25 protein-coding genes are annotated in these 22,746 nt (G+C 58.7%); 15 read left to right on the top strand and 10 right to left on the bottom strand.

Annotation, left to right across the window (positions count from 1 at the left end; translation table 11 throughout):
• The first annotated feature begins 242 nt into the window (after nucleotides 1–242).
• The gene (locus J9788_RS01450; protein ID WP_089191506.1) at nucleotides 243–1,301 is read left to right on the top strand and encodes an AI-2E family transporter; all 1,059 of its coding nucleotides are present in this window, start codon (nucleotides 243–245) and stop codon (nucleotides 1,299–1,301) included.
• Here the strand turns inward: J9788_RS01450 and J9788_RS01455 are convergent.
• The 8 genes from J9788_RS01455 to pyrC all read right to left on the bottom strand — a co-directional run bounded on the left by J9788_RS01455 (nucleotide 1,249) and on the right by pyrC (nucleotide 6,821).
• A complete protein-coding gene (locus tag J9788_RS01455; RefSeq protein WP_182264707.1) occupies nucleotides 1,249–2,253 on the bottom strand; it encodes a zinc-dependent alcohol dehydrogenase family protein in 1,005 nt (334 codons plus the stop codon). The two genes, J9788_RS01450 and J9788_RS01455, sit on opposite strands and share 53 nt — an antisense overlap.
• 3 nt (nucleotides 2,254–2,256) lie before the next feature.
• A complete protein-coding gene (locus J9788_RS01460; protein WP_004927822.1) occupies nucleotides 2,257–2,373 on the bottom strand; it encodes a DUF2770 family protein in 117 nt (38 codons plus the stop codon).
• 122 nt (nucleotides 2,374–2,495) lie between these two features.
• A complete protein-coding gene (locus tag J9788_RS01465; RefSeq protein ID WP_089191509.1) occupies nucleotides 2,496–3,122 on the bottom strand; it encodes a LuxR C-terminal-related transcriptional regulator in 627 nt (208 codons plus the stop codon).
• A gap of 216 nt (nucleotides 3,123–3,338) precedes the next feature.
• Nucleotides 3,339–4,454: an N-methyl-L-tryptophan oxidase gene (solA, locus tag J9788_RS01470; RefSeq protein ID WP_182264706.1), complete on the bottom strand. Its 1,116-nt coding sequence runs from the start codon at nucleotides 4,452–4,454 to the stop codon at nucleotides 3,339–3,341.
• 139 nt (nucleotides 4,455–4,593) lie between these two features.
• Nucleotides 4,594–4,848, bottom strand: coding sequence for a biofilm formation regulator BssS (bssS, locus tag J9788_RS01475; protein ID WP_182264705.1), 255 nt, complete (start codon nucleotides 4,846–4,848; stop codon nucleotides 4,594–4,596).
• A gap of 199 nt (nucleotides 4,849–5,047) precedes the next feature.
• Entirely contained in the window at nucleotides 5,048–5,329 is a 282-nt protein-coding gene (locus J9788_RS01480; protein ID WP_046686854.1) for a hypothetical protein, read from the bottom strand.
• A gap of 130 nt (nucleotides 5,330–5,459) precedes the next feature.
• Entirely contained in the window at nucleotides 5,460–5,699 is a 240-nt protein-coding gene (gene dinI, locus J9788_RS01485) for a DNA damage-inducible protein I (RefSeq protein ID WP_033650738.1), read from the bottom strand.
• Nucleotides 5,700–5,774: 75 nt separating this feature from the next.
• Nucleotides 5,775–6,821, bottom strand: a complete 1,047-nt coding sequence (gene pyrC / locus J9788_RS01490; RefSeq protein WP_182264704.1) for a dihydroorotase — start codon at nucleotides 6,819–6,821, stop codon at nucleotides 5,775–5,777.
• 213 nt (nucleotides 6,822–7,034) lie between these two features.
• Here pyrC and J9788_RS01495 point away from each other — a divergent pair, with 213 nt between their 5' ends.
• The gene (locus tag J9788_RS01495) at nucleotides 7,035–7,322 is read left to right on the top strand and encodes a putative quinol monooxygenase (protein WP_046899352.1); all 288 of its coding nucleotides are present in this window, start codon (nucleotides 7,035–7,037) and stop codon (nucleotides 7,320–7,322) included.
• Nucleotides 7,323–7,381: 59 nt separating this feature from the next.
• On the opposite strand, the gene rne is transcribed toward J9788_RS01495, so the two are convergent.
• On the bottom strand, nucleotides 7,382–10,750 hold the full coding sequence (gene rne, locus J9788_RS01500; protein ID WP_182264703.1) for a ribonuclease E: 3,369 nt from the start codon (nucleotides 10,748–10,750) through the stop codon (nucleotides 7,382–7,384).
• Nucleotides 10,751–11,302: 552 nt separating this feature from the next.
• On the opposite strand from rne, the gene rluC reads away from it, so the two are divergent.
• Nucleotides 11,303–12,262, top strand: a complete 960-nt coding sequence (rluC, locus tag J9788_RS01505; protein WP_004927787.1) for a 23S rRNA pseudouridine(955/2504/2580) synthase RluC — start codon at nucleotides 11,303–11,305, stop codon at nucleotides 12,260–12,262.
• Between the two features lie 6 nt (nucleotides 12,263–12,268).
• Here rluC and J9788_RS01510 read toward each other — a convergent pair whose 3' ends face one another.
• A complete protein-coding gene (locus tag J9788_RS01510; protein WP_033642681.1) occupies nucleotides 12,269–12,850 on the bottom strand; it encodes a nucleoside triphosphate pyrophosphatase in 582 nt (193 codons plus the stop codon).
• A gap of 141 nt (nucleotides 12,851–12,991) precedes the next feature.
• On the opposite strand from J9788_RS01510, the gene yceD reads away from it, so the two are divergent.
• From yceD to holB, 12 genes are all read left to right on the top strand, one after another.
• On the top strand, nucleotides 12,992–13,513 hold the full coding sequence (gene yceD, locus J9788_RS01515) for a 23S rRNA accumulation protein YceD (RefSeq protein WP_004927780.1): 522 nt from the start codon (nucleotides 12,992–12,994) through the stop codon (nucleotides 13,511–13,513).
• 16 nt (nucleotides 13,514–13,529) lie between these two features.
• Nucleotides 13,530–13,697 carry a 50S ribosomal protein L32 gene (gene rpmF / locus J9788_RS01520; protein WP_004927778.1) on the top strand — a complete coding sequence of 56 codons (168 nt, stop codon included), beginning with the start codon at nucleotides 13,530–13,532 and terminating at the stop codon, nucleotides 13,695–13,697.
• Between the two features lie 11 nt (nucleotides 13,698–13,708).
• Nucleotides 13,709–14,743 (top strand): phosphate acyltransferase PlsX, encoded by a 1,035-nt coding sequence (plsX, locus tag J9788_RS01525; RefSeq protein ID WP_071841648.1) that lies wholly within the window; start codon nucleotides 13,709–13,711, stop codon nucleotides 14,741–14,743.
• 6 nt (nucleotides 14,744–14,749) lie between these two features.
• The gene (locus J9788_RS01530; RefSeq protein WP_033642683.1) at nucleotides 14,750–15,703 is read left to right on the top strand and encodes a beta-ketoacyl-ACP synthase III; all 954 of its coding nucleotides are present in this window, start codon (nucleotides 14,750–14,752) and stop codon (nucleotides 15,701–15,703) included.
• 18 nt (nucleotides 15,704–15,721) lie between these two features.
• On the top strand, nucleotides 15,722–16,651 hold the full coding sequence (gene fabD / locus J9788_RS01535) for an ACP S-malonyltransferase (protein ID WP_033650742.1): 930 nt from the start codon (nucleotides 15,722–15,724) through the stop codon (nucleotides 16,649–16,651).
• 11 nt (nucleotides 16,652–16,662) lie between these two features.
• On the top strand, nucleotides 16,663–17,397 hold the full coding sequence (gene fabG / locus J9788_RS01540) for a 3-oxoacyl-ACP reductase FabG (RefSeq protein ID WP_004928729.1): 735 nt from the start codon (nucleotides 16,663–16,665) through the stop codon (nucleotides 17,395–17,397).
• A gap of 154 nt (nucleotides 17,398–17,551) precedes the next feature.
• A complete protein-coding gene (gene acpP, locus J9788_RS01545; RefSeq protein WP_004719003.1) occupies nucleotides 17,552–17,788 on the top strand; it encodes an acyl carrier protein in 237 nt (78 codons plus the stop codon).
• A gap of 82 nt (nucleotides 17,789–17,870) precedes the next feature.
• A complete protein-coding gene (gene fabF / locus J9788_RS01550) occupies nucleotides 17,871–19,112 on the top strand; it encodes a beta-ketoacyl-ACP synthase II (RefSeq protein WP_033642685.1) in 1,242 nt (413 codons plus the stop codon).
• Between the two features lie 145 nt (nucleotides 19,113–19,257).
• Nucleotides 19,258–20,055: an aminodeoxychorismate lyase gene (gene pabC / locus J9788_RS01555; protein WP_182264702.1), complete on the top strand. Its 798-nt coding sequence runs from the start codon at nucleotides 19,258–19,260 to the stop codon at nucleotides 20,053–20,055.
• 13 nt (nucleotides 20,056–20,068) lie between these two features.
• Nucleotides 20,069–21,094: an endolytic transglycosylase MltG gene (gene mltG, locus J9788_RS01560; RefSeq protein WP_182264701.1), complete on the top strand. Its 1,026-nt coding sequence runs from the start codon at nucleotides 20,069–20,071 to the stop codon at nucleotides 21,092–21,094.
• Entirely contained in the window at nucleotides 21,084–21,722 is a 639-nt protein-coding gene (gene tmk, locus J9788_RS01565; protein WP_182264700.1) for a dTMP kinase, read from the top strand. The genes mltG and tmk overlap by 11 nt, the downstream gene beginning before the upstream one ends.
• Entirely contained in the window at nucleotides 21,722–22,729 is a 1,008-nt protein-coding gene (gene holB, locus J9788_RS01570) for a DNA polymerase III subunit delta' (protein ID WP_182264699.1), read from the top strand. The genes tmk and holB overlap by 1 nt, the downstream gene beginning before the upstream one ends.
• Nucleotides 22,730–22,746: the final 17 nt, after the last annotated feature.

Here is a 22,746-nt window from a genome sequence, read left to right on the forward strand (position 1 = left end):
GGCTATTATCTATTAATGTCAGCTTTTGTCATTTTACGTAAACCCCTCGTGAGTTGCCCAGCGAGATTATTTGTTGGCAAAGGTTATGCCTATTTATTGCGGCGCAGAGCAGGGCGGAAATATTAACTTTGTCGAACGGTTGCGCTAAATCCCCTGCGGTGCAACGGCGGATTTTGCTACCATTAGCGCCAAGAGCCGGCGCCCTGGCGCCGGTTAACCCAGTGAAATAACAAGGAAACGTCATGGGCCGAACCCGTGTGACCGACAGCAGCCTGCGTCTGGCCGTCCTGCTGGCGATGTTGGTGATCATTTTGGCCGGGGTGAAAGCCGCCGCCGACATTGTGGTGCCGTTTTTGCTGGCGGTATTTCTCGCCATGGTGCTGAATCCGCTGGTGGCGATGCTGGAGCGTAAACGGGTGCCGCGTATCGTCGGGGTGACGCTGCTGGTGACGGCGGTGATCGTGGTCGTGATGCTGTTTATCGGCATGCTGGGGGCTTCGCTGAACGAGTTTGCTCGTTCGCTGCCGCAGTACCGCGGCATGATGATCGAGAAGCTGCGCGAGCTGCAGCATTACGCCGACCGTTTCAATATCAGCCTTTCCAGCGAAGCGATGCTGCAGTATGTCGATCCCAGCGCGGCGATGAATCTGGTCACCCGCATGCTGGGGCACCTGTCTGGCGCCATGACCAACGTCTTCCTGCTGCTGATGACCGTGGTGTTTATGCTGTTCGAAGTGCAGTTGCTGCCTTACAAACTGCAGCAGGCGCTGGATAAGCCGAACGAGGGGCTCGCCGCGATGCGGCGGGCGCTGGATGGCGTGACGCGCTATCTGGTGATTAAAACCATCATCAGCCTGGCCACCGGGGTAATCGTCTGGATCTTCCTGGCGGCGGTCGGCGTGCGTTTTGCCTTTATCTGGGGGCTGCTGGCATTTCTGCTTAACTATATTCCCAACATTGGCTCGGTATTGGCCGCCATTCCGCCGCTGATTCAGGCGCTGTTGTTCAACGGATTGGGTGATGCGCTGGTGGTGGCGGGCGGCTTTATCGCTGTCAACATGGTGATCGGCAATATCCTCGAGCCGCGCGTGATGGGACGCGGGCTGGGGCTGTCGACGCTGGTGGTGTTCCTGTCGCTGATCTTCTGGGGCTGGCTGCTCGGCCCGGTGGGCATGTTGCTGTCGGTGCCGCTGACGATCGTGGCGCGCATCGCGCTGGAGACCACCGAGGGCGGCTATCGGCTGGCGGTTATCCTGGGGGACGGCCGCCCGCCGCGCCAGCCTCCGGCGGCACCGGAGTGAGGAAGATTTTGCCATTCACGCCGGGCTGGGCGGCGTGGTGCAGCGCCGCTGCGTACTGACACAAAGGATAAATCGCGGCGGGTGGGCGCAGCGCCAGCTGGCCGCGTCGCAGCAGCTGGAATAACTGATAAAACGCCGTCTGCCATTGCGCCGGCGCTGCCTGTGCGTTCCATTTGCGCAAGTGGAACAGCGAAGCGCGCAGCTTTAACTCGTCCACCACGCGCCGCCAGTCTACCTGGCGGCCGCTAAGCAGGCCCAGCGCCACAAAATCGCCGCCGGTGCGGACCGCCCGCGCCAACTGCAATCCGTCTTCACCACCGATGCAGTCGATGGCCGCACGGGCGCCAAAATTCGTCATTTCCGCCAGCTGCGGCGCTTCGATAACGCGCCAGGCGCCGGCGGCCAGCAACGCCTGGCGATGAGCGGCGTTGCGCGCCACGACCGCCAGACGAATGCCGCGCAGCGCCGTCAGCTGCGCCAGCAGCAGGCTGACAGCGGAGCCGCCGCCGTTGAGCAGCAGTACGTCGCCGGCGTTGAGTGGCAGCCATTGGGTCAACAGCACCCAGCAGGTGAGCGGGTTGATATAGATTTGCGCTGCGCAGGCGTCGTCGATGTCGTCCGGCACCCAGACCACCCGATCTTCAGGCAGCGTGACGAACGTTTGCCAACTGCCGTTACCCGCTACCGCCAGCGCGCGTCGGCCCGCTGAATGCCCATTCTGCGGATTGACGATGACGCCCACGCCTTCATATCCCGGCACCTGAGGAAGGGCGATACGGTGCGCGTATTGGCCGTGGATCGGGATCAGATCGGAAGGGTTGATCGGGGCATAGCGCATCTGCAATAACCGCTGTCCGTGGCGCAGCAGCGGTCTGCTCGTCTGCTGCAATTCCAACACCTGGGCGGGTTCGCCGAAGCGGCTGAAGCTCAATCGGGGAAATAACGGCGGCATGGATTACATGACGAAGAAGAAATAGACATCCAACGCCAGCAGCACCAGCCACAGACAAAGGTACAGCACCAGATGCTCACGCACATTGTTGACGATAGCCGCCAGTATTCGGTTTAACATTTCAGCCGCCTGAAGAGAAGGACCTTTGATTATAGTCCTTTTCTCGGCGTCATTTATAGCGCGCCGCGCGTGAGTGGCGGGAAAGTGGTGATAAAAAAGCCTGCGTTATCGCAGGCTTGAGGTTACACGGCCAACAGCGCCAGCGGCGTTGAATTCGCCGGCGTGCTCGGCGGGTAGAAATAGCGCAGCACGTTATACAGCGAGTAAAACTCCAGCCGGTTGCGCGCGTTGATCTTTTCTGTGATGTGACGCTTGTGCACATAGACCGTATGGGAGCTGATCTGCAGTTTTTTCGCAATGCGGTAGTTAGGCATCTCTGCCATCCAATACTTCATTACCGTCAGCTCCTGCGGGCTGAACAGGGAACGCTCTTCGCCGTCATCGGCCAGCGCCAGCGGATCCTCGCGCAGCGTGCGTAAGGTGAGCGGCAGAATGCTTTTATTGAACAGAAAGGCGTTATCGGCGATGCGCATTGGCGCTTCGCTGTAAGGGTAAGGTGTATCGAGATAAATAAACAGCAAGGCGGACTGGCTGGCTTCCATAAAGGCCTGCAGTTGCGCGTCCGCTTCGTTATAGCGGCATTGATTGCTGAGGTTCACCAGAATGTGGCTCGGCTGGAAGCTGGCCAACAGCGATGTAGCGTATTCAATGCTGTGGCAGCACTTGATCGTCGTGATCCCACTATCAGCAAAGTAGCTGGCTATACCGACCCGGGTGAAGCAGCATTCGTCCACGACAAGTAGTTTCATGGTGACGTCCTTGTTGAAAGCCGATGGAGCATATCTTCTGTAAAATAGGACTTACACTGCAAGTGTTCAATTCGGAAATTCAACTGCTGAATATAAGAAATTTCCGTTATCAGGATTTTTACTTGGTATTTAAAAGAGTTAGCAGGTTAATAAATTGTAACCGCCAAATTTCGCTGTCCAGTGCCTGAGGGGGACTTGGACAGCGAAATCCTTCGCTCAGCTAAATCGTTTCAGACCAAAGCTTGAGACGTCAACCGGCGGCGCTTTGTCCTGCGCGAACAGCGCGGCGATCTCGCCCAGAGCGCTGGCGAACTTGAAGCCGTGGCCGCTCAATCCGCTGATGACCATCAGGCGATCACAATCCGGCAGGGTATCGATAATAAAGTCTTCGTCGGGGCTCATATCATAGCTGCAGGCTTCACCGTGTAAACATACACCTACACCCGGCAAAAATTGCCGCAGGAAGGAGAAAACTTCCGTGCCGTCGCTGGCGTAGCTGCCGAAGGGTTTACGCTGCTCGGGGGCATCCATCGGCTGGCCGCCGTCGTGTTTGCCCACTTTCAGACCGTCGTTATCCGCCGGAAAACCGTAATAGTGCGTGCCGTCTTGCGCTTCGACGGTAAAGGCCGGGAAACGATTGTTCACGCTGTAGCGGCCATCCGCCTGATGCCAGGAGAAGACTTTGCGCAGTGGCGCGATCGGCAGTTGCGGCAACAGCGCTTTGACCCAGGTGCCGGCGGTGATCACCGCTTTTCGCGCCGTGAAACGCCCTTCGCCGGTGATGACCTCAACGCCGCCATCGATGGGTTCTACCGCGTTGACCGGGCAGTTGAACAGCTGGCTGCAGCCGGCTTCTTTCGCCAGCTTGATAAGGCTGGTTATCGCCAGCTCGGCACGCAGGAACCCCGCGTCTGGCTCGAATACGCCGACATAACCTTCCGGTGCTCGGAATTCCGGCCAGCGCTGATTGATCTGTGCGGCGCTGAGGGTTTGCGCGTTCAGGCGGAATTTTTGCGCGCTGAGCTGCGCATTGCGAATGAATTCGGAGTGCTGTGGCCCCAGGTTGAGCACGCCGCACGACTGGAACAGTTCCTCGCCGGATTGTTGAATCAGCGCATTCCACAGCGCCTGCGCGCGCAGCACCAGCGGCACGTACTTTTCGCCTTCGCCGTAAGCGTGACGGATAATGCGGGTATCGCCGTGATGGCTGCCGTTTCGGTGCGGAGGGATAGCGCTGTCGATCATCAGCACTTTCAAGCCGGCCCGCGTGGCATAATAGCCTGCCGCCGCGCCGACGGAACCGCTGCCCACCACAATCAAATCATATTCCACGTGCCAACCCTCTCTGATAGCGATTTCTTATGCCCCCATGATAAAAGGTTGGCGGACGCAATGCACTGATTGAACGGCGAAAGGCGAAGAAAAGGCGCCGGGAAAGGTCGCGGCGCCTTAGGGGGTAGGAGACGATGAATCAATGTTTTCTGTGATCAAGATCCTGGTAATCCGTAGCTTCAATCTTGGCGATGCCGGCCTCTAAGATATTGATTAATTGACGGGCGACATCTGTGGTCAGCCAAAGCGTTCGGTCTACTTGGGCTTCTTCGGGCGTTTGGTCTAGTGAAGACAGGTAATGAAGGCGTATCATCATGGCGTCATAAACGTCGACAGTACTGATATCCCAACCGACAAGCGGGTGCGTCTGAATTACTTCATCATTTCTGTCCATAAAGACCCCTTATTGAGTAGTAACTACCGTGAGTGACTAACGAGGATCAATGCGGCTCATCATCATGAGAGCAATTACAGTATACGCATCCGCTTTCATCGGTGGAGGGGTTGTCACCTAAAATTGCAAAATAAATATTTATTTGAACAATTATTCTACAAAATCGAGTGCGAACGCGCGATGAGTAAAGCCTGTGGCGTTATTCCGCGCCGCCGGTGGGTGGGGCGGAGCCGTGCAGACATTTTTCCAGTTCTTCAGCCAAGTGCGCGAAATGTTTCTGCGTTTCGGCGTCGCGATTCTGGCTTTGCGATTCCAGCCTCAGGCTGTGGATCAGCCGTTGGTTGGCTTTGTCATCCAGGCTGAAGGCCAAGTAAGAGAAGGCCACTTCCAGTACGTTCAAGCGTCTTTTCTGATCGGCAATCAGCGCCAGCAATTCGCCAAACGTCATTGCGTCTTCGGATTTCACCTTGTCCGGGGCCATGCTTACTCCTTTGCGTTAAATACAGCGCTGAGGCGGATTTGGTTCCAGAGTAAGGGTAAGCGATGAATGGGCAGGGCGCCAGAAACAAAAAAGCCGGAGAGCGACCCCCGGCAAAAACAGCATTGCAGTGTTATTCTGCGCTGAACCATTCGTCCGCGCTTTCCCAGGTTTCCTGAAGGATTTCCTCAATCAGATCCCGGTCGGTTTTGGCACCCCCCAGCACGGAGAGCCCGTTGGCGCCGGCATAACGGACGTGCACGACGGCGCCTGGAAACTGGCGATTGACCCGTTTGCCCAGCTCGCCGGTCAGCGCCTCAATAGCGCCTGACGGCAGCGGCCGGGTTTTATCTATAGTGACTTCAACACGCATAATTGCCCCCGAAGCGATTTACTGTTTATTTATACAGTTAACCATAAGCGAGGGCAAGAGGGCGAAGCAAAAATATCACCCTTTCAGAGACCAGTTCAGGGTTTCGCCGGCCAGGAATGGAATGACGGATTCATTGCCCAGGGCGATCTCTTCCGGCTGGGTGGTCGGCACGCGCTGCAGTTCGATGAAATCTTCGTTGAGCGGCAGGCCATAGAAGAGTGGGCCGTTGAGCGAGCAGAAGGCCTCGAAGTGATCCAGTGCGCCGAGCTGTTCGAAGACGGCAGCGTAAGCCGGGATCGCATTCGGCGCATTGAAGCAGCCGGCGCAGCCGCAGCTGGACTCTTTGCGATGCTTGAGGTGCGGCGCGGAGTCGGTGCCGAGGAAGAAACGGTCCGAGCCGCTGGCCACCGCCTGACGCAGCGCTTCCTGATGGACATTGCGCTTGAGGATCGGCAGGCAGAACAGGTGTGGGCGAATGCCGCCGACCAGCATGTGGTTGCGGTTGAACATCAGGTGCTGCGGGGTGATGGTGGCTCCGAGGAAACGGTTGCCTGCCTGCACGTACTGCGCCGCTTCTTTGGTGGTGATGTGTTCGAAGACGATTTTCAGTTCCGGGAAGTGACGGCGGATAGGCTCCATCACCTGTTCGATAAAGCGCGCCTCGCGGTCGAAAATATCGACGGCAGGATCGGTCACTTCACCGTGGATCAGCAGCGGCATGCCGATTTTTTGCATTTGCTCGAACAGCGGGTAAATGCCGGTCACGTCGCTGACGCCGTGGCTGGAGTTGGTGGTGGCGTTGGCCGGATACAGCTTGGCGGCGGTAAACACCCCTTGCTCGAAACCGCTGACCAGTTCACTGGCCGCCAAAGAGTTGGTCAGGTAACAGGTCATCAGCGGAGTGAAGTTGTGACCCTGCGGCACCGCCGCCAGAATGCGATCGCGGTAGGCGCGCGCGGCGGCCACGGTCGTCACGGGCGGAACCAGGTTCGGCATCACGATCGCCCGGCCAAATACCTGGCTGGTATAGGGCACCACCGTTTTCAGCATCTCATCGTCACGCAGGTGGATATGCCAGTCGTCTGGGCGGCGGATTTTCAGAACTTGAGGTTGTGCGGTCATCTAGCTAGGCTCCGGCGGTCAAATACGTCTAATGAAAAGCGAATAATGGGTTTATTCACGCCGGGGTGTAAGGATAAGCGGAAAGTGCCGCAGATGCATCTGTTTGTTGGCGACAAGTTGAAATCAACGGCGCAGCAGGCGCATAGTGACAAGGATTTCAACGATGCCGACGCCAATACCGTCGACTTTCATCAAGTGGAAAGGGAGAAAACAATGGAAGTACGCGTTATCGCCACCCTGCAAGCGAAAGCGGGATTTGAGGCCGCAGTCAGTGAAGCGGTGCACGACATTATCGAGCCGAGCCGCCAGGAGCTGGGCAACCTGCAATATGATTTGCATCGCGATCTGGAAAAACCGGGCACCTTCGTGTTCTTTGAGCGTTGGGCCAGCAGCGAAGCGCTGGATAAGCATAATGAGACGGCGCATTTTCAGCAGTTCGTCAGTCGGCTTGACGGCAAGTTGGATGTTCTGGACATCAAAAAACTGAAAAAGATCGCCTGAGCTTTTTGCAGGCAAGAAAAAACCCGCCGTCGGCGGGTTTTTTAGGGGTGCAGATTAACTTATTCGTTAACCGGCTGCGGCTTGGTGGCCGGCGCGGTGGCCTGGCTCACTGCCGAGTGACCACCGGCTGAACCTTTGCCTTCAAAGTTGAAGGAAGGGCGCTGCCAGTCGCTGTGCTTGCGTTCTTCCGGCACGTAGGCCGGCGCAGGCGCTTTGGTCATCGGCGCAGTGGCGATGTGTTTGTACAGCGCGTCCTGCACGGCTTTCACCGGCGCCGGCTGCTGAGCAACCGCAGGCGCAGGCTTGGCGGCCGTTGGTTCCGGCGCTTTTTCTACCGGAGCGGCTGCCGCTGCAGGTGCGGCTTCTACTACTGGCGCTTCTTCCGCCGGCGCGGCTTCTACCGGTGCAGCTTCCTCCACCGGCTCGTCTTCCGCAGGTGCAGGTTCAACCACTGGCTCTGCCGCTACGGTTTCAGCTACCGGCTCAGCTTCCACTGCAGGGGCAGTCTCTTCCGCTTTCGGTTCTTCAACCGCAACCGTTGCCGGGGCGGTTTCCACCGGCGCCGGGGTTTCCTCGGCCGGGGTGGTGGCAACCGGCGCTACGACTGCCGCTTCTTCCGTTACGGTGACGGCGGCAGTTTCAATGGCGGCTTCTGGTGCCGGTTCGTTGACGCTGGCCGCGGCCTGAGTTTCTTCCACGGCAACGCTGTGCTGTTCAGCCGCTGCGGCGACAACCGGCGCCTGCTCTACGGCTTCGGTTTGCACTTCGGCTTCTTCAACCTGAGCGACCGGGTAGCTTACCCAGACTTTGCCTGATGCCATTTCCGGGGAAGCGAACGCGCCCACCAACGGCATTGGGGATTGCAGCGGGTAACGCTCGTCGCGGTAACGACGGCGACGCTGGCCGCTGACGCGCAGGTGACGCGGTGAACGACGGGAACGACGTGGCATGCCTTCGCCGTTGCCGCGGTTTTCGCCCTGGGCATCGTCTTCCGCCTGAGCGGCAACGGTTTCCGGCAGCAGCTTCACGCTGTCGTCGGCGGTTGGCTGCGCATCTTCGGCTTTCGCTACCGGCGCTTTCGGCGCCAACAGCTCTTCCGCTGCGCGCTGCAGCTCTTCTTCTGCGGACAGGATACGCACTTTCTGCGTCAGAGGGCGGCGCTGACGGCGCTGCATGTTCTGCTGCTGGCGTTCTTCCTGCTCTTCGTCGGTGCTCTCGAGGGCGTCAACGCTTTCCAGCGCTTTCACTTCCTGCTGAGCCTGACGTTTCTCTTCCTGGCGACGACGCTGGCGTTCAGCACGCTGTTCACGGCGCTGCTGTTGATCTTCGCGCGGTGCTTTAGCGTTTGCTTCCGAGGCGGTTTCCTCCGCTACCGGCGCGTTCTGCTGCTGGTTGCGGCGGTTACGGCGCTGCTCATCGCGGGATTCACGCGATTCACGGCTTTCACGGTTCTCACGCGGTTCACGGTTATCGCGTTCGCGATTGTCACGGCCTTCACCGCGCTCTTTACGTTCGCCGCGTTCCGGACGATCGCCACGGTCGCTACGCTCACCGCGATCTTTACGGCCGGTGCCTTGACGGCGCTGACCGCGACGATCCTGACGACGGTTTTCACCGTTGCCTTCCGCCTTCGGCGTTTCGGCCGGTTTGGCTTCTTCGACGGCAGGTTGTTCTTCACCGGCGAACAGGCTCTTCAGACCACCGAACAGGCGGCCCAGGAAGCCCGGCTTGGCGGCGACCGGCGCTGCGGCTTTAGCCTTGGCGGCTGCCGCAACAGGTTTGGCAACGGCGACGGGTTCTTCAGCCGGCGGCGGCACATCGGCGGACAGGGAGAAGGAAGCCAGGGCCGGTTGCTCCGGACGCTTGCGTTCCATCGGCGCATCTTCCAGCGGACGCTCCATGTCTTCTTCGTGCAGTTTCGGCAGCAGGTAGCTGAGGGTAGAGGTTTCCTCGCCCTTGCGTACGCGCAGCACTGAGTAGTGCGGGGTTTGCATTTCATCGTTCGGCACGATGACGGCTTTCACGCCACCCTGACGTTTTTCGATCGCGCTGACGGATTCACGCTTTTCGTTCAGCAGGTACGAAGCGACCTGAACCGGTACGATAGCGTGAACTTCTTTGGTGTTTTCCTTCAGCGCTTCTTCTTCGATCAGGCGCAGGATGGACAGCGCCAGCGATTCGTTGTCGCGGATGGTGCCGGTGCCGTTACAGCGTGGGCACACGTGGTGGCTGGATTCACCCAGCGACGGGCTGAGGCGCTGACGCGACATTTCCAGCAGGCCGAAGCGGGAGATGCGGCCGATTTGGATGCGCGCGCGGTCTTGACGCACGGCGTCGCGCAAGCGGTTTTCCACTTCGCGCTGGTGGCGTACCGGCGTCATGTCGATGAAGTCGATGACGATCAGGCCGCCGAGGTCGCGCAGGCGCAGCTGGCGAGCGATTTCGTCCGCCGCTTCCAGGTTGGTGTTGAACGCCGTCTCTTCGATGTCGCCGCCGCGGGTTGCACGCGCGGAGTTGATGTCGATGGCGGTCAGCGCTTCGGTGCTGTCGATGACGATCGAGCCGCCGGACGGCAGGCGCACTTCGCGCTGGAAGGCGGATTCGATCTGCGATTCGATCTGATAGTGGCTGAACAGAGGAATTTCACCGCTGTACAGTTTGATTTTGCTGCTGAAATCCGGGCGGCCCAGCGCGGCGATGTGCTCTTTGGCCAGATCGAGAATTTTCGGGTTGTCGATCAGGATTTCGCCGATGTCTGGGCGCAGATAATCGCGGAAGGCGCGCACGATAACGTTGCTTTCCTGGTGGATCAGGAACGGCGCAGGGCGGCCTTCGGCGGCTTTTTTGATCGCTTCCCAGTGCTTCAGACGGAAGGAGAGATCCCACTGCAGCGCGTCGGCGGATTTGCCTACGCCCGCGGTGCGAACGATCAGGCCCATGCCGTCCGGCAGTTGCAGCGAAGAGAGCGCTTCTTTCAGCTCGGTGCGATCGTCACCCTCGATGCGGCGAGAAATACCGCCGGCGCGCGGGTTGTTCGGCATCAGCACCAGATAGCTGCCCGCCAGGCTGATGAAGGTGGTCAAGGCGGCGCCTTTGTTGCCACGTTCTTCTTTGTCTACCTGAACGATGACTTCCTGGCCTTCGCGCAGCACATCTTTGATGTTCGGGCGGCCATGGGAAGAGTAATTGCTAGGGAAGTATTCGCGGGCGATTTCTTTAAGAGGGAGGAAACCATGTCGTTCTGCGCCGTAGTCTACGAACGCTGCTTCAAGACTTGGTTCAATGCGGGTGATTTTGCCTTTGTAAATATTCGCTTTTTTCTGCTCATGACCCGGACTTTCGATATCCAAATCATACAGCCGCTGTCCATCTACGAGGGCAACACGCAACTCTTCCTGCTGAGTTGCGTTAATCAACATTCTTTTCATCTTAACTTACTCGTTATTTTTACATTATCGACAAAGCTGCGGGCAAAATAACCTCATGGCCGGAGTTAAACCGAAAGCCCCGTGTCTTCTCGCAAAGCCGTCAACCTCACGGTTGTCGCCTGCATAGGGGCGCATTATCTCGGTAAGCCTGCTTTTCTTTGTGAAAGACAGCACTTTTACTAGGGGAATAGCCTCTGATTTACGTCGACAGATCTGATTCCATTTGCCGGCCAAGCTGCAACCCGCAGCCCGCTAATTGTTTGATTTCGCATTACGTCTTACGCCATTGCTGCGTTTTTGCGCGATCAGACAAATTTTATAATTCCACCGTTTTCCCTGTTTAACGAGAATCAACGCGGAAAGTGACTGCATTATTCCACTGCTGATGCCGTTATAGCAAGGTGACTTTTCCTTAACTGCGGAAGAAATCGCAAACGTTCAAATCGGCTTGCTGCCTTATTGTCCGCTGGGGTTTCGCCCGTCGTCAGAGAGACAGTTAAGCACAGAAAAAGATGTGGCGCTATTCACGCGCTCTATTTAGAATCCCGCACCATGAAAACGAACAATCCAGCAGTACAATTCATCACGATTTCCGACGACGAAGCCGGTCAGCGAATCGACAACTTTCTGCTCGCTCGCCTGAAAGGCGTGCCGAAGAGCATGATTTATCGCATCGTGCGCAAAGGCGAGGTGCGGGTTAATAAAGGGCGCATCAAGGTCGAATACAAATTGGCGGCCGGCGACGTGGTGCGCGTGCCGCCGGTGCGCGTGGCCGAGCGCGAAGAGGCGCCGGTGTCGGCGAAGCTGGATAAGGTGGCAGCGCTGGCCGACTGCATTCTGTATGAAGATGACCACCTGCTGATCCTCAACAAGCCTTCCGGCACCGCGGTGCACGGCGGCAGCGGCCTGAGCTTCGGCGTGATTGAAGGGCTGCGGGCGCTGCGCCCTGAGGCCCGTTTCCTGGAGCTGGTGCATCGGCTCGATCGCGATACCTCCGGCGTGCTGTTGGTTGCCAAGAAGCGTTCCGCGCTGCGTTCGCTGCATGAGCAACTGCGGCTGAAGGGCATGCAGAAGGATTATCTGGCGCTGGTGCGCGGCCAGTGGCAGTCCCACTGCAAGGCCGTACAGGCGCCGCTGCTGAAAAACATTCTGCAAAGCGGCGAACGTATCGTGCGCGTCAACAGCGAAGGCAAGCCTTCGGAAACCCGCTTCAAGGTGGAGGAGCGTTACGAATTCGCCACCCTGGTGAAGGCCAGCCCAATTACCGGGCGTACCCACCAGATCCGCGTGCACACCCTGCATGCCGGGCATCCGATCGCCTTTGACGATCGCTATGGCGACCGCGAGTTCGATCGTCAACTGGCGGGTACCGGCCTGAAGCGTCTGTTCCTGCACGCCGCGGCGCTGCGCTTCGAGCATCCGGCCACCGGCGAAACGATGCGTATCGAAGCGCCGATGGACGAAGAACTGCGTCACTGCCTGCAAGTGCTGCGCCGGCAGGCCGCCAAATAATCCGCGTCACACCAGCGGGTTGATGCCTTCAGCCCGCAACATCTCCAACAGCGCGATCAACGGCAGGCCGATCAGGGCGTTCGGATCCCGGCCTTCAAGCCTGTCGAACAACGCGATCCCCAACCCCTCACTCTTGAAACTGCCCGCGCAGTTCAGCGGTTGCTCCAGACGCACATAGGCGGCGATCTCCGCTTCGCTCAGCGCGCGAAAATGCACGTGGAAAGGCTCGCACAGGGCCTGCAGCTGCTTGCTGCGGCCGTTGTACAGCGCCAGGCCGGTATAGAAGGTCACGGCCTGGCCGCTTGCCTGGCGCAGCTGCGCGCGGGCGTTTTCCTCGGTATGGGGCTTGCCGGTGATGCTGCCATCGATCACGCAGACCTGATCGGAACCGATGATCAGATGCTCGGGGTAGGCGAGGGCCAGCGCCTGAGCCTTCGCTGCCGCCAGGCGCAGCACCAGCGCTTCGGCGCCTTCGCCCGGCAGCGGGGTTTCATCCACCTCCGGCGCGGCGCAGTCGAACGGCAGCTGCAGTTTCTCCAGCAGCATTTTTCGATAGGGGGAGGTGGAGGCTAAAAGCAATCTCTGCATAATTTTTTTCGCAAACCGTAGCGTAAATGGGTACGGCATTTTAAACTGTCGGCCGCTGTGGAAGCGAATATTGGTGAAAGGAGCCGTTTTACGGCCTTTTTCTTTGACTCTATGTCGTTACAAAGTTAATATGCGCGCCCTATGCAAAAGGTAAAATTACCCTTGACCATTGATGCGGTACGTACCGCTCAGAAACGCCTGGACTATGCTGGTGTCTATGCGCCTGAGCAGGTTACTCGTGTTGCCGACTCCGTGGTCAGTGTGGACAGTGATGTCGAGGTATCGTTGTCGTTTAATATCGACAATCAACGCCTCGCGGTGATAACAGGGCATGCGGACGTCACGGTAACGTTGATGTGCCAACGCTGTGGAGTCCCGTTCGAACATCAGGTTCACACAACATATTGTTTTAGCCCGGTCGTCAATGATGAGCAGGCTGAGGCATTACCGGAAGCGTACGAACCGATCGAAGTTGACGAGTTTGGCGAAGTCGATCTGTTGGCAATGATTGAAGACGAAATTATTCTTTCACTGCCTGTCGTTCCGGTACATGAATCTGAACACTGTGAAGTGTCCGAAGCGGACATGGTATTTGGCCAACTGCCTCCCGAGGCGGAGAAGCCGAATCCGTTTGCCGTATTAGCCAGTTTAAAGCGTAAGTAATTGAGGAGTAAGGTCCATGGCCGTACAACAGAATAAACCAACCCGTTCCAAGCGTGGCATGCGTCGTTCTCACGATGCTCTGACCACGACTACTCTGTCTGTAGACAAAGTATCCGGTGAAACTCACCGTCGTCACCACATCACTGCCGACGGTTTCTACCGCGGTCGCAAGGTTATCGGCTAAGTAGCGATACCTTGACTCGTCTAACCCTGGCGTTAGATGCAATGGGCGGGGACTTCGGTCCCTGCGTCACAGTGCCTGCTTCGTTGCAGGCACTGGCCTCTAATTTACAGCTTCATCTCTTGCTGGTCGGTAATCCCGACGCCATCTCCCCTTTGCTTGCCCACGCCGATCCGGTTCTTCTGGAGCGTTTGCAAGTCGTGCCCGCCGAGTCTGTGATCGCCGGCGACGCCAAACCCTCACAAGCGATACGCGCCAGCCGCGGCACGTCGATGCGCATTGCGCTCGAACAGCTCAGCAGCGGCAACGCGCAGGGCTGCGTCAGCGCCGGCAATACCGGCGCGCTGATGGGATTGGCGAAGCTGTTGGTCAAGCCGTTGGAGGGCATTGAGCGCCCGGCGCTGATGACGGTGATCCCGAACCAGCAGCGCAGCAAAACCGTGGTGCTGGATCTGGGCGCCAACGTCGAGTGCGACAGCACCATGCTGGTGCAGTTTGCCGTGATGGGCGCGGTGATGGCGGAAGAGGTGATCGGCATTGCGCAACCGCGGGTGGCGCTGCTGAATATCGGCGAAGAAGAGACCAAAGGCCTGGATAATATCCGCGAAGCGGCCGCTGTGCTAAAAAATACTCCGGCAATCAACTATATTGGTTACCTGGAAGGAAACGAACTGCTCACCGGCAAGACCGATGTGTTGGTCTGCGACGGCTTCGTGGGCAACGTCACGCTGAAAACCATGGAAGGGGTGGTCAGGGTGTTCTTATCGCTGCTGAAATCGTCCGGCGATGGAAACAAGCGAGCCTGGTGGCTGAAATTGTTGGGCCGTTGGTTGCAAAAACGGGTGGTCAAGCGGTTCGGCCACCTGAACCCCGACCAGTATAATGGCGCATGTCTGTTAGGATTGCGCAGCACCGTAGTCAAGAGCCACGGCGCTGCGAACCCTCACGCGTTTGCAGTCGCAATCGAACAGGCTGTGCAGGCGGTGCAGCGGCAAGTCCCGGAAAGGATTGCTGCGCGCCTTGAGGCTGTATTACCTAAGAGTGACTGATCGTACATGTATACAAAGATTCTCGGTACGGGGAGTTATTTGCCCGTACAAGTGCGCACCAATGCTGATTTGGAAAAAATGGTGGATACCTCTGACGAGTGGATCGTCACGCGTACCGGTATTCGCGAACGTCGCATCGCCGCTGCGGATGAAACCGTCGCGACGATGAGCTTCCAGGCCGCTGAGAAAGCGCTGGAAATGGCAGGTGTGGCTAAAGAAGACATCGGGCTTATCGTCGTGGCGACCACCACGACGACTCACGCGTTCCCGAGTGCGGCGTGCCTGGTGCAGCAAATGCTCGGCATAAAAGACTGCGCGGCGTTCGATCTGGCTGCGGCCTGCGCCGGCTTTACTTATGCGCTCAGCGTGGCCGATCAGTACGTGAAAAACGGCGCGGTCAAACATGCGCTGGTTATCGGCGCGGACGTCTTGTCGCGCACGCTGGATCCTGAAGATCGCGGCACCATCATTCTGTTTGGCGATGGCGCAGGGGCGGTGGTGCTGGGGGCTTCTGAAGAGCAGGGCATTCTGTCTACCCACCTGCATGCCGACGGCAGCTACGGCAGCCTGCTGACGCTGCCTTACAAGGATCGTCAGAATCAAGACAAGCCGGCCTATGTCACCATGGCGGGCAATGAAGTCTTCAAGGTTGCGGTCACCGAACTGGCGCGCATCGTCGATGAGACGTTGCAGGCCAACAACATGGACCGCAGCGAGCTGGATTGGCTGGTGCCGCACCAGGCCAACCTGCGCATCATCAGCGCAACGGCGAAAAAACTGGGCATGGGGATGGACAAAGTGGTGGTGACGCTCGATCGTCACGGCAACACCTCTGCCGCCTCGGTGCCTTCCGCACTGGACGAAGCCGTGCGAGACGGGCGAATTCAGCGTGGCCAGCTGGTGCTGCTGGAAGCCTTCGGCGGCGGCTTTACCTGGGGCTCGGCGCTGGTTCGTTTCTGATTTGAACAGGAATAAAAAATGACGCAATTTGCTTTTGTTTTCCCGGGCCAGGGGTCGCAGGCCGTTGGCATGCTGGCCGAATTGGCCGCGCAGTTCCCGATCGTCGAAGAGACTTTCGGTGAGGCCTCTTCCGCGCTGGGTTACGACCTGTGGCAGCTGGTGCAGCAAGGCCCGGCGGAAGAGTTGAACAAGACCTGGCAGACCCAACCGGCTCTGCTGGCGGCTTCCGTGGCGATTTTCCGCGTGTGGCAGCAGCAGGGCGGTAAAGCGCCCGCATTGATGGCGGGCCACAGCCTGGGCGAATACTCGGCGCTGGTCTGCGCCGGTGTGCTGGACTTCAAGGCGGCGATCCGCCTGGTCGAGCTGCGCGGCAAGCTGATGCAGGAAGCGGTGCCGGAAGGCACCGGCGCTATGTACGCCATCATCGGCCTGGACAACGACGCGATCGCCAAGGCGTGCGAAGAGTCCGCGCAGGGTCAGGTGGTTTCTCCGGTCAACTTCAACTCGCCGGGCCAGGTGGTTATTGCCGGCAATAAAGAAGCGGTTGAACGTGCAGGCGCCGCCTGTAAAGCGGCGGGCGCCAAACGTGCGCTGCCGCTGCCGGTGAGCGTACCTTCGCACTGCGCGCTGATGAAACCGGCCGCCGACAAGTTGGCCGTGGCGCTGCAGGATATCACCTTCAACGCGCCTCAGGTGCCGGTGGTGAACAACGTCGACGTACGCACCGAAAACGATCCTGAAGCGATCCGCAGCGCGCTGGTGCGTCAGCTGTACAGCCCGGTGCGTTGGACCGAGAGCGTAGAATTTATCGCAGCACAGGGAGTGACGTCGCTGCTGGAAGTGGGGCCGGGCAAAGTGCTGACCGGTCTCACTAAACGTATTGTTGACACCCTGACGGCTGCGGCGGTGAACGACACCGCCAGCCTGTCGGCGGCGCTTGAACAATAAAGAGGAAAATGATGAGCTTCGAAGGTAAAATCGTTCTGGTCACCGGCGCGAGCCGCGGTATTGGCCGAGCTATTGCAGAAACGTTTGTGGCCCGCGGCGCCAAAGTTATCGGCACCGCGACCAGCGAGAGCGGCGCTGAAGCGATCAGCGGCTACCTGGGCGCAAACGGCAAAGGGTTTATGTTGAACGTTGTTGATGCGCAATCTATCGACAGCGTGCTGGCATCGATTCGCGCCGAATTTGGCGAAATCGACATTTTAGTGAATAATGCCGGCATTACGCGTGATAACCTGCTGATGCGTATGAAGGATGATGAGTGGGAGGATATCCTCGACACTAACCTGACTTCCGTATTCCGCCTGTCAAAAGCGGTAATGCGCGCTATGATGAAAAAGCGGTTTGGCCGTATCATCACCATCGGTTCCGTTGTCGGCACCATGGGGAACGCAGGGCAGGCGAACTACGCGGCGGCTAAAGCCGGTCTGATTGGTTTTAGCAAATCTTTGGCACGTGAAGTTGCTTCTCGTGGCATTACGGTCAACGTCGTGGCACCTGGCTTTATTGAGACGGACATGACACGGGCGTTGACAGATGATCAACGCGCAGGCATTTTGTCATCAGTTCCAGCCAACCGGCTGGGCGATGCTAAAGAAATCGCCAGCGCTGTTGCATTTTTGGCCTCTGATGAGGCCGGCTATATCACCGGTGAAACGTTACATGTCAATGGCGGCATGTACATGATTTAAAAAATGTGAAAACCATTTGCGTTATTTGAGGCAAAAACCGCAAAATAGCGTAAAATCGTGGTTTGACCAGCCGGGATTTAGTTGCATCTTTTTCAGCATTTTATACACTACGAAAACCATCGCGAAAGCGAGTTTTGATAGGAAATTTAAGAGTATGAGCACTATCGAAGAACGCGTTAAGAAAATCATTGTTGAGCAACTGGGTGTTAAACAGGAAGAAGTTTTGAACAACGCTTCTTTCGTTGAAGATCTGGGCGCTGATTCTCTTGACACCGTTGAGCTGGTAATGGCACTGGAAGAAGAATTCGACACCGAGATTCCAGACGAAGAAGCTGAGAAGATCACTACTGTTCAGGCAGCTATTGATTTCATCAACGCTAGCCAGCAGTAAGAGAACATATCTAGGCGGTCGTTCGACCGCCTAAGTTTTTTCTATCCCTAGTGTCATATTTTTCCCTCCCTGGAGGACAAACGTGTCTAAGCGTCGAGTAGTTGTGACCGGACTGGGCATGTTGTCTCCTGTCGGCAATACGGTAGAGTCCACGTGGAACGCTCTTCTTGCCGGTCAGAGTGGCATCAGCCTGATCGACCATTTCGATACCACTGCCTATGCGACCAAGTTTGCTGGCCTGGTAAAGAATTTTAATTCTGAGGATTTCATCTCTCGCAAAGATGCGCGCAAGATGGACGCCTTTATCCAGTACGGTATCGCTGCCGGCATGCAAGCCATGCAGGATGCAGGTCTGGACATCACCGAGGCTAACGCCAGCCGCATTGGAGCCGCGATCGGTTCTGGCATCGGCGGCCTGGGTTTGATTGAAGAAAACCACAGTTCACTGGTTAACGGTGGCCCACGGAAAATCAGTCCGTTCTTCGTGCCTTCCACCATTGTGAATATGATTGCAGGTCACCTGACAATCATGTACGGCATGCGTGGCCCAAGCATTTCTATCGCCACCGCCTGTACTTCAGGTGTACACAACATCGGCCATGCCGCGCGTATCATTGCTTACAATGATGCGGATGTGATGCTGGCCGGTGGGGCAGAGAAAGCCAGCACCCCATTGGGCGTCGGCGGCTTTGGCGCAGCGCGCGCCCTGTCCACCCGTAATGACAACCCGCAGGCGGCGAGCCGTCCGTGGGATAAAGACCGCGACGGCTTCGTGCTGGGCGACGGCGCCGGCATGATGGTGCTGGAAGAGTACGAACACGCGAAAAAACGCGGCGCGAAAATTTACGCCGAAGTGGTTGGCTTTGGGATGAGCAGCGATGCTTATCACATGACGTCACCACCAGAAAACGGCGCTGGCGCTGCGTTGGCGATGGAAAATGCCCTGCTTGACGCCGGTGTGACTCCGTCACAAATCGGTTACATCAACGCACACGGCACCTCTACGCCGGCGGGCGACCAGGCGGAAGCGCAGGCGGTGAAATCTGTGTTCGGCGCTGATGCCCAGCGCGTGCTGGTGAGCTCGACCAAATCGATGACCGGCCACCTGTTGGGCGCGGCGGGCGCGATCGAGTCCATCTTCACCGTGCTGGCGCTGCGCGATCAGGCGGTACCGCCGACCATCAACCTGGATAACCCGGATGAAGGTTGCGATCTGGACTTCGTGCCTCACGAAGCGCGTCAGGTGAGCGATATGGAGTACACCCTGTGTAACTCCTTCGGCTTCGGCGGCACCAATGGCTCGCTGATCTTCCGCCGAGTGTAACTCGCGCGGTTATTCGCTGATGAAAAGCCCGGTTTTTTAACCGGGCTTTTTTACGCCTGGCGTCCGGCCGTCAGCAGGGCTGCGTATTGCCTCGCCGCCTGCTATTCTGCGGACGTAATGAAATCACCCGGCAACAGGAGGAAGCATGTACTGGATTAACGGACAACGCCACGATGCGCTGGCGCCGAGCGATCGTGGTCTGCAGTTCGGCGACGGCTGCTTTACTACCGCCCGGGTTATCGACGGTAAAATCGAGCTGCTGCCCTGGCATCTGGAGCGGCTGCAGCAGGCGGCCCAACGGCTGATGCTGCCCGCCACCGATTGGCCGGCTTTCGAGCGCGAGATGGCGCAGGCGGCAGAATCAATTTCGCTCGGCGTGGTCAAAGCGATACTGACGCGCGGCAGCGGTGGACGAGGCTACAGCCCGACGGGGTGCGAAAACCCGACGCGCATCGTCGCCCGCAGCAGCTACCCTGCGCACTATTTGCAGTGGCGCGAGCAGGGCATCACGCTTGCGCTCAGCCCGGTGGCGCTGGCGCGCAATCCGCTGCTGGCGGGGTTGAAGCATTTGAACCGCCTGGAGCAGGTGCTGATCCGCGCGCATCTTGACCAGATGGCCGCCGACGAGGCGCTGGTGCTTGACACTGCCGGTATGCTGGTGGAATGCTGTGCGGCTAATTTGTTCTGGCGTAAGGGAAAAGCGGTGTTTACCCCTGACCTGAGCCAGGCGGGCGTCGCCGGGCTGATGCGGCGACGAGTGATCGCGCTGCTGGCGGGATCGGAATACCGTCTGTACTGCGTCAGCGAGCCGCTGGAGACGCTGGCCGATGCCGACGAAGTCATGGTGAGCAACGCGCTGATGCCGCTGCTGCCGGTAAACGTTGCTCAATCATGGCGTTATCACTCGCGCCAGCTGTATGATTTTTTGCGTCCACACTGTTAACCATGGCTGATTGATGAAGAAAAGAAAGCTGAAGGTCCTGTCTGTTATTGTTGTTCTGGCATTGGCGCTGCTGTTTTGGGGCTACCAGAAGATCGAACGCTTTGCCGATACGCCGCTGGCTATCCAGCAAGAGACTATATTCAAACTGCCTGCCGGCACCGGCCGGGTGGCGCTGGAAGGGTTACTGGTGCGCGATAAACTGGTGCGCAGCGGCCGCTGGTTCCAGTGGCTGCTGAAACTTGAACCGGAGCTGGCGGAGTTCAAGGCCGGTACCTACCGGTTTACGCCGGGCATGACGGTGCGCCAGATGCTGAAACTGTTGGCCAGCGGCAAAGAGGCGCAGTTCACCGCGCGCTTTATCGAAGGCTCACGTCTGCGTGACTGGCAGCAGGTGCTGCAGCAGTCCAAATACCTGAAACACACTCTGGCGGGCAAAAGCGACGCGGAGATCGCCGCCGCGCTCGGCATTGCTGCAGGAGAAACCCCGGAAGGGCGGCTGTACCCGGATACCTACCAGTATACCGCCGGCATGAGCGACATCGCGCTGCTCAAGCGCGCCCACGCCCGCATGAATAAAGCGCTGCAGGCCGCCTGGGACGGCCGCGACACCAGTCTGCCGTACAAAACGCCGGAAGAGCTGCTGACCATGGCATCGATCGTCGAGAAAGAGACCGCGGTGCCGGAAGAGCGCAGCAAGGTGGCGTCGGTGTTCGTCAACCGCTTGCGCATCGGCATGCGTCTGCAGACCGATCCGACGGTGATCTATGGCATGGGCGAAAGCTATAATGGCAACATCACGCGCAAGGATCTGGAGACGCCGACGCCTTACAACACCTATGTGATCGCCGGCCTGCCGCCAACGCCGATCGCCATGCCGGGCGAGGCCTCGCTGCAAGCGGCCGCCAATCCGGCTAAAACGCCTTATCTCTATTTTGTCGCCGACGGCAAGGGTGGGCATACCTTCACCACCAATCTGGCGAGCCATAACCAGGCGGTGCGCGTGTACCGTCAGGCGTTAAAGGAAAAGAATGAAAAGTAAATTCGTTGTTATCGAAGGGCTGGAAGGCGCGGGCAAAACCACCGCGCGCGACACGGTAGTCAATGTGCTGCGTGAACATGGCATCAATGACATCGTCTTCACCCGTGAACCTGGCGGCACGCCGTTGGCGGAGAAGCTGCGCGACCTGTTCAAGCGCGGCATAGACGGCGAATTGCCGACCATCAAGGCCGAAGTCTTGATGCTGTACGCTGCGCGCGTGCAGTTGGTGGAAACCGTGATCAAACCCGCCCTGGCGCGCGGCGCCTGGGTGGTGGGCGATCGCCACGATCTCTCTTCACAAGCCTATCAGGGCGGCGGCCGTGGCGTGGATCCGCAGCTGATGACCTCGCTGCGCGACACCGTGCTGGGGGATTTCCGGCCGGACCTGACGGTCTATCTCGATCTGCCGCCGCTGGTCGGCCTGCAACGCGCGCAGGCGCGCGGCCAGCTGGATCGCATCGAACAGGAGGCGCTGCCGTTCTTCGAACGCACCCGCGCGCGTTATCTCGAGCTGGCGGCGCAGGATGAAACCATCGTCACCGTCGACGCGGCCCAGCCGCTGGAACAGGTGACGGCGGCGATCCGCGACTGCGTCAGCCAGTGGCTGCGGCAGCAGGAAGGCGCATAATGAACTGGTATCCGTGGCTGAATGGCCCTTATCGCCAGCTGGTTGGGCAGTACGCCGAGGGCCGCGGCCATCATGCGCTGCTGCTGCACGCTGCGGCGGGCAACGGTGACGATGCGCTGGCCTACGGCCTGAGCCGTCGGTTGATCTGTCAGCAGCGCAACGGTGAAAAAAGCTGCGGTGAGTGCCATAGCTGCCGGCTGATGCTGGCGGGTAACCACCCGGATTATCACGTGCTGGCGCCGGAAAAGGGCAAGAGCAGCCTGGGGATCGAACCGATTCGCCAGGTGATTGAGAAGCTGTACGCCCACGCGCAGCAGGGCGGCGCCAAGGTGATTTGGCTGCCGCAGGCGGAACAGCTGACCGAGGCGGCGGCCAACGCGCTGTTGAAAACGCTGGAGGAGCCGCCGGAGAAAACCTATTTCCTGCTGGGGTGCCGTGAGCCGTCGCGGCTGATGGCGACGCTGCGCAGCCGCTGCCTGTACTGGCATTTGGCCAGCCCGGAGGAGCAGCTCAGCCTGCAGTGGCTGGGCCGACAGGCGGCGGGCTCTCAGACGGACCGCCTCACGGCGCTGCGCCTGCACGATGGCGCGCCGCTGGCCGCCGAACAGCTGTTGCAGCCGCAGCAGTGGCAACAGCGCGGCGCCCTGTGCGCCGCATTGAGCGCCGCGCTACCGCAGCGCGATATGCTGTCGCTGCTGCCGACGTTAAACCACGAAGACGTCGCCGAGCGCCTGCACTGGCTGTGCGCGCTGCTGGTGGACGCGATGAAGTGGCAACAGGGCGCGCATCACTATGTGTTGAATCAGGATCAGCAGCCGCTGGTGCACCAGTTGGCCAGCCTGCTGAGCAGCGCCTCGCTGCAGCAGATCGTGCAGCAGTGGCTGAACTGCCGTCACCAGCTGCTCAGCGTGGTGGGCGTCAATCGCGAGCTGCTGCTGACCGAACAGTTACTTCGCTGGGAACAGATGCTCGGCGCCGCCGGCTATTCCCAACCTCATTCGCTGTAAAGTAAAAGAGTTAAAAA

Origin of the sequence: Serratia sp. X10 (genome assembly GCF_017811775.1) — a bacterium.
Classification (GTDB): Bacteria; Pseudomonadota; Gammaproteobacteria; order Enterobacterales; family Enterobacteriaceae; genus Serratia; species Serratia ureilytica.

What these genes read in the sequence shown, in the direction of transcription:
- J9788_RS01450 (WP_089191506.1), top strand. Translation starts at nt 243, where the DNA reads ATGGGCCGAACCCGTGTGACCGACAGCAGCCTGCGTCTGGCCGTCCTG.
- J9788_RS01455 (WP_182264707.1), bottom strand. Translation starts at nt 2,253, where the DNA reads ATGCCGCCGTTATTTCCCCGATTGAGCTTCAGCCGCTTCGGCGAACCC.
- J9788_RS01460 (WP_004927822.1), bottom strand. Translation starts at nt 2,373, where the DNA reads ATGTTAAACCGAATACTGGCGGCTATCGTCAACAATGTGCGTGAGCAT.
- J9788_RS01465 (WP_089191509.1), bottom strand. Translation starts at nt 3,122, where the DNA reads ATGAAACTACTTGTCGTGGACGAATGCTGCTTCACCCGGGTCGGTATA.
- bssS (WP_182264705.1), bottom strand. Translation starts at nt 4,848, where the DNA reads ATGGACAGAAATGATGAAGTAATTCAGACGCACCCGCTTGTCGGTTGG.
- J9788_RS01480 (WP_046686854.1), bottom strand. Translation starts at nt 5,329, where the DNA reads ATGGCCCCGGACAAGGTGAAATCCGAAGACGCAATGACGTTTGGCGAA.
- dinI (WP_033650738.1), bottom strand. Translation starts at nt 5,699, where the DNA reads ATGCGTGTTGAAGTCACTATAGATAAAACCCGGCCGCTGCCGTCAGGC.
- pyrC (WP_182264704.1), bottom strand. Translation starts at nt 6,821, where the DNA reads ATGACCGCACAACCTCAAGTTCTGAAAATCCGCCGCCCAGACGACTGG.
- J9788_RS01495 (WP_046899352.1), top strand. Translation starts at nt 7,035, where the DNA reads ATGGAAGTACGCGTTATCGCCACCCTGCAAGCGAAAGCGGGATTTGAG.
- rne (WP_182264703.1), bottom strand. Translation starts at nt 10,750, where the DNA reads ATGAAAAGAATGTTGATTAACGCAACTCAGCAGGAAGAGTTGCGTGTT.
- rluC (WP_004927787.1), top strand. Translation starts at nt 11,303, where the DNA reads ATGAAAACGAACAATCCAGCAGTACAATTCATCACGATTTCCGACGAC.
- J9788_RS01510 (WP_033642681.1), bottom strand. Translation starts at nt 12,850, where the DNA reads ATGCAGAGATTGCTTTTAGCCTCCACCTCCCCCTATCGAAAAATGCTG.
- yceD (WP_004927780.1), top strand. Translation starts at nt 12,992, where the DNA reads ATGCAAAAGGTAAAATTACCCTTGACCATTGATGCGGTACGTACCGCT.
- rpmF (WP_004927778.1), top strand. Translation starts at nt 13,530, where the DNA reads ATGGCCGTACAACAGAATAAACCAACCCGTTCCAAGCGTGGCATGCGT.
- J9788_RS01530 (WP_033642683.1), top strand. Translation starts at nt 14,750, where the DNA reads ATGTATACAAAGATTCTCGGTACGGGGAGTTATTTGCCCGTACAAGTG.
- fabD (WP_033650742.1), top strand. Translation starts at nt 15,722, where the DNA reads ATGACGCAATTTGCTTTTGTTTTCCCGGGCCAGGGGTCGCAGGCCGTT.
- fabG (WP_004928729.1), top strand. Translation starts at nt 16,663, where the DNA reads ATGAGCTTCGAAGGTAAAATCGTTCTGGTCACCGGCGCGAGCCGCGGT.
- acpP (WP_004719003.1), top strand. Translation starts at nt 17,552, where the DNA reads ATGAGCACTATCGAAGAACGCGTTAAGAAAATCATTGTTGAGCAACTG.
- pabC (WP_182264702.1), top strand. Translation starts at nt 19,258, where the DNA reads ATGTACTGGATTAACGGACAACGCCACGATGCGCTGGCGCCGAGCGAT.
- mltG (WP_182264701.1), top strand. Translation starts at nt 20,069, where the DNA reads ATGAAGAAAAGAAAGCTGAAGGTCCTGTCTGTTATTGTTGTTCTGGCA.
- tmk (WP_182264700.1), top strand. Translation starts at nt 21,084, where the DNA reads ATGAAAAGTAAATTCGTTGTTATCGAAGGGCTGGAAGGCGCGGGCAAA.
- holB (WP_182264699.1), top strand. Translation starts at nt 21,722, where the DNA reads ATGAACTGGTATCCGTGGCTGAATGGCCCTTATCGCCAGCTGGTTGGG.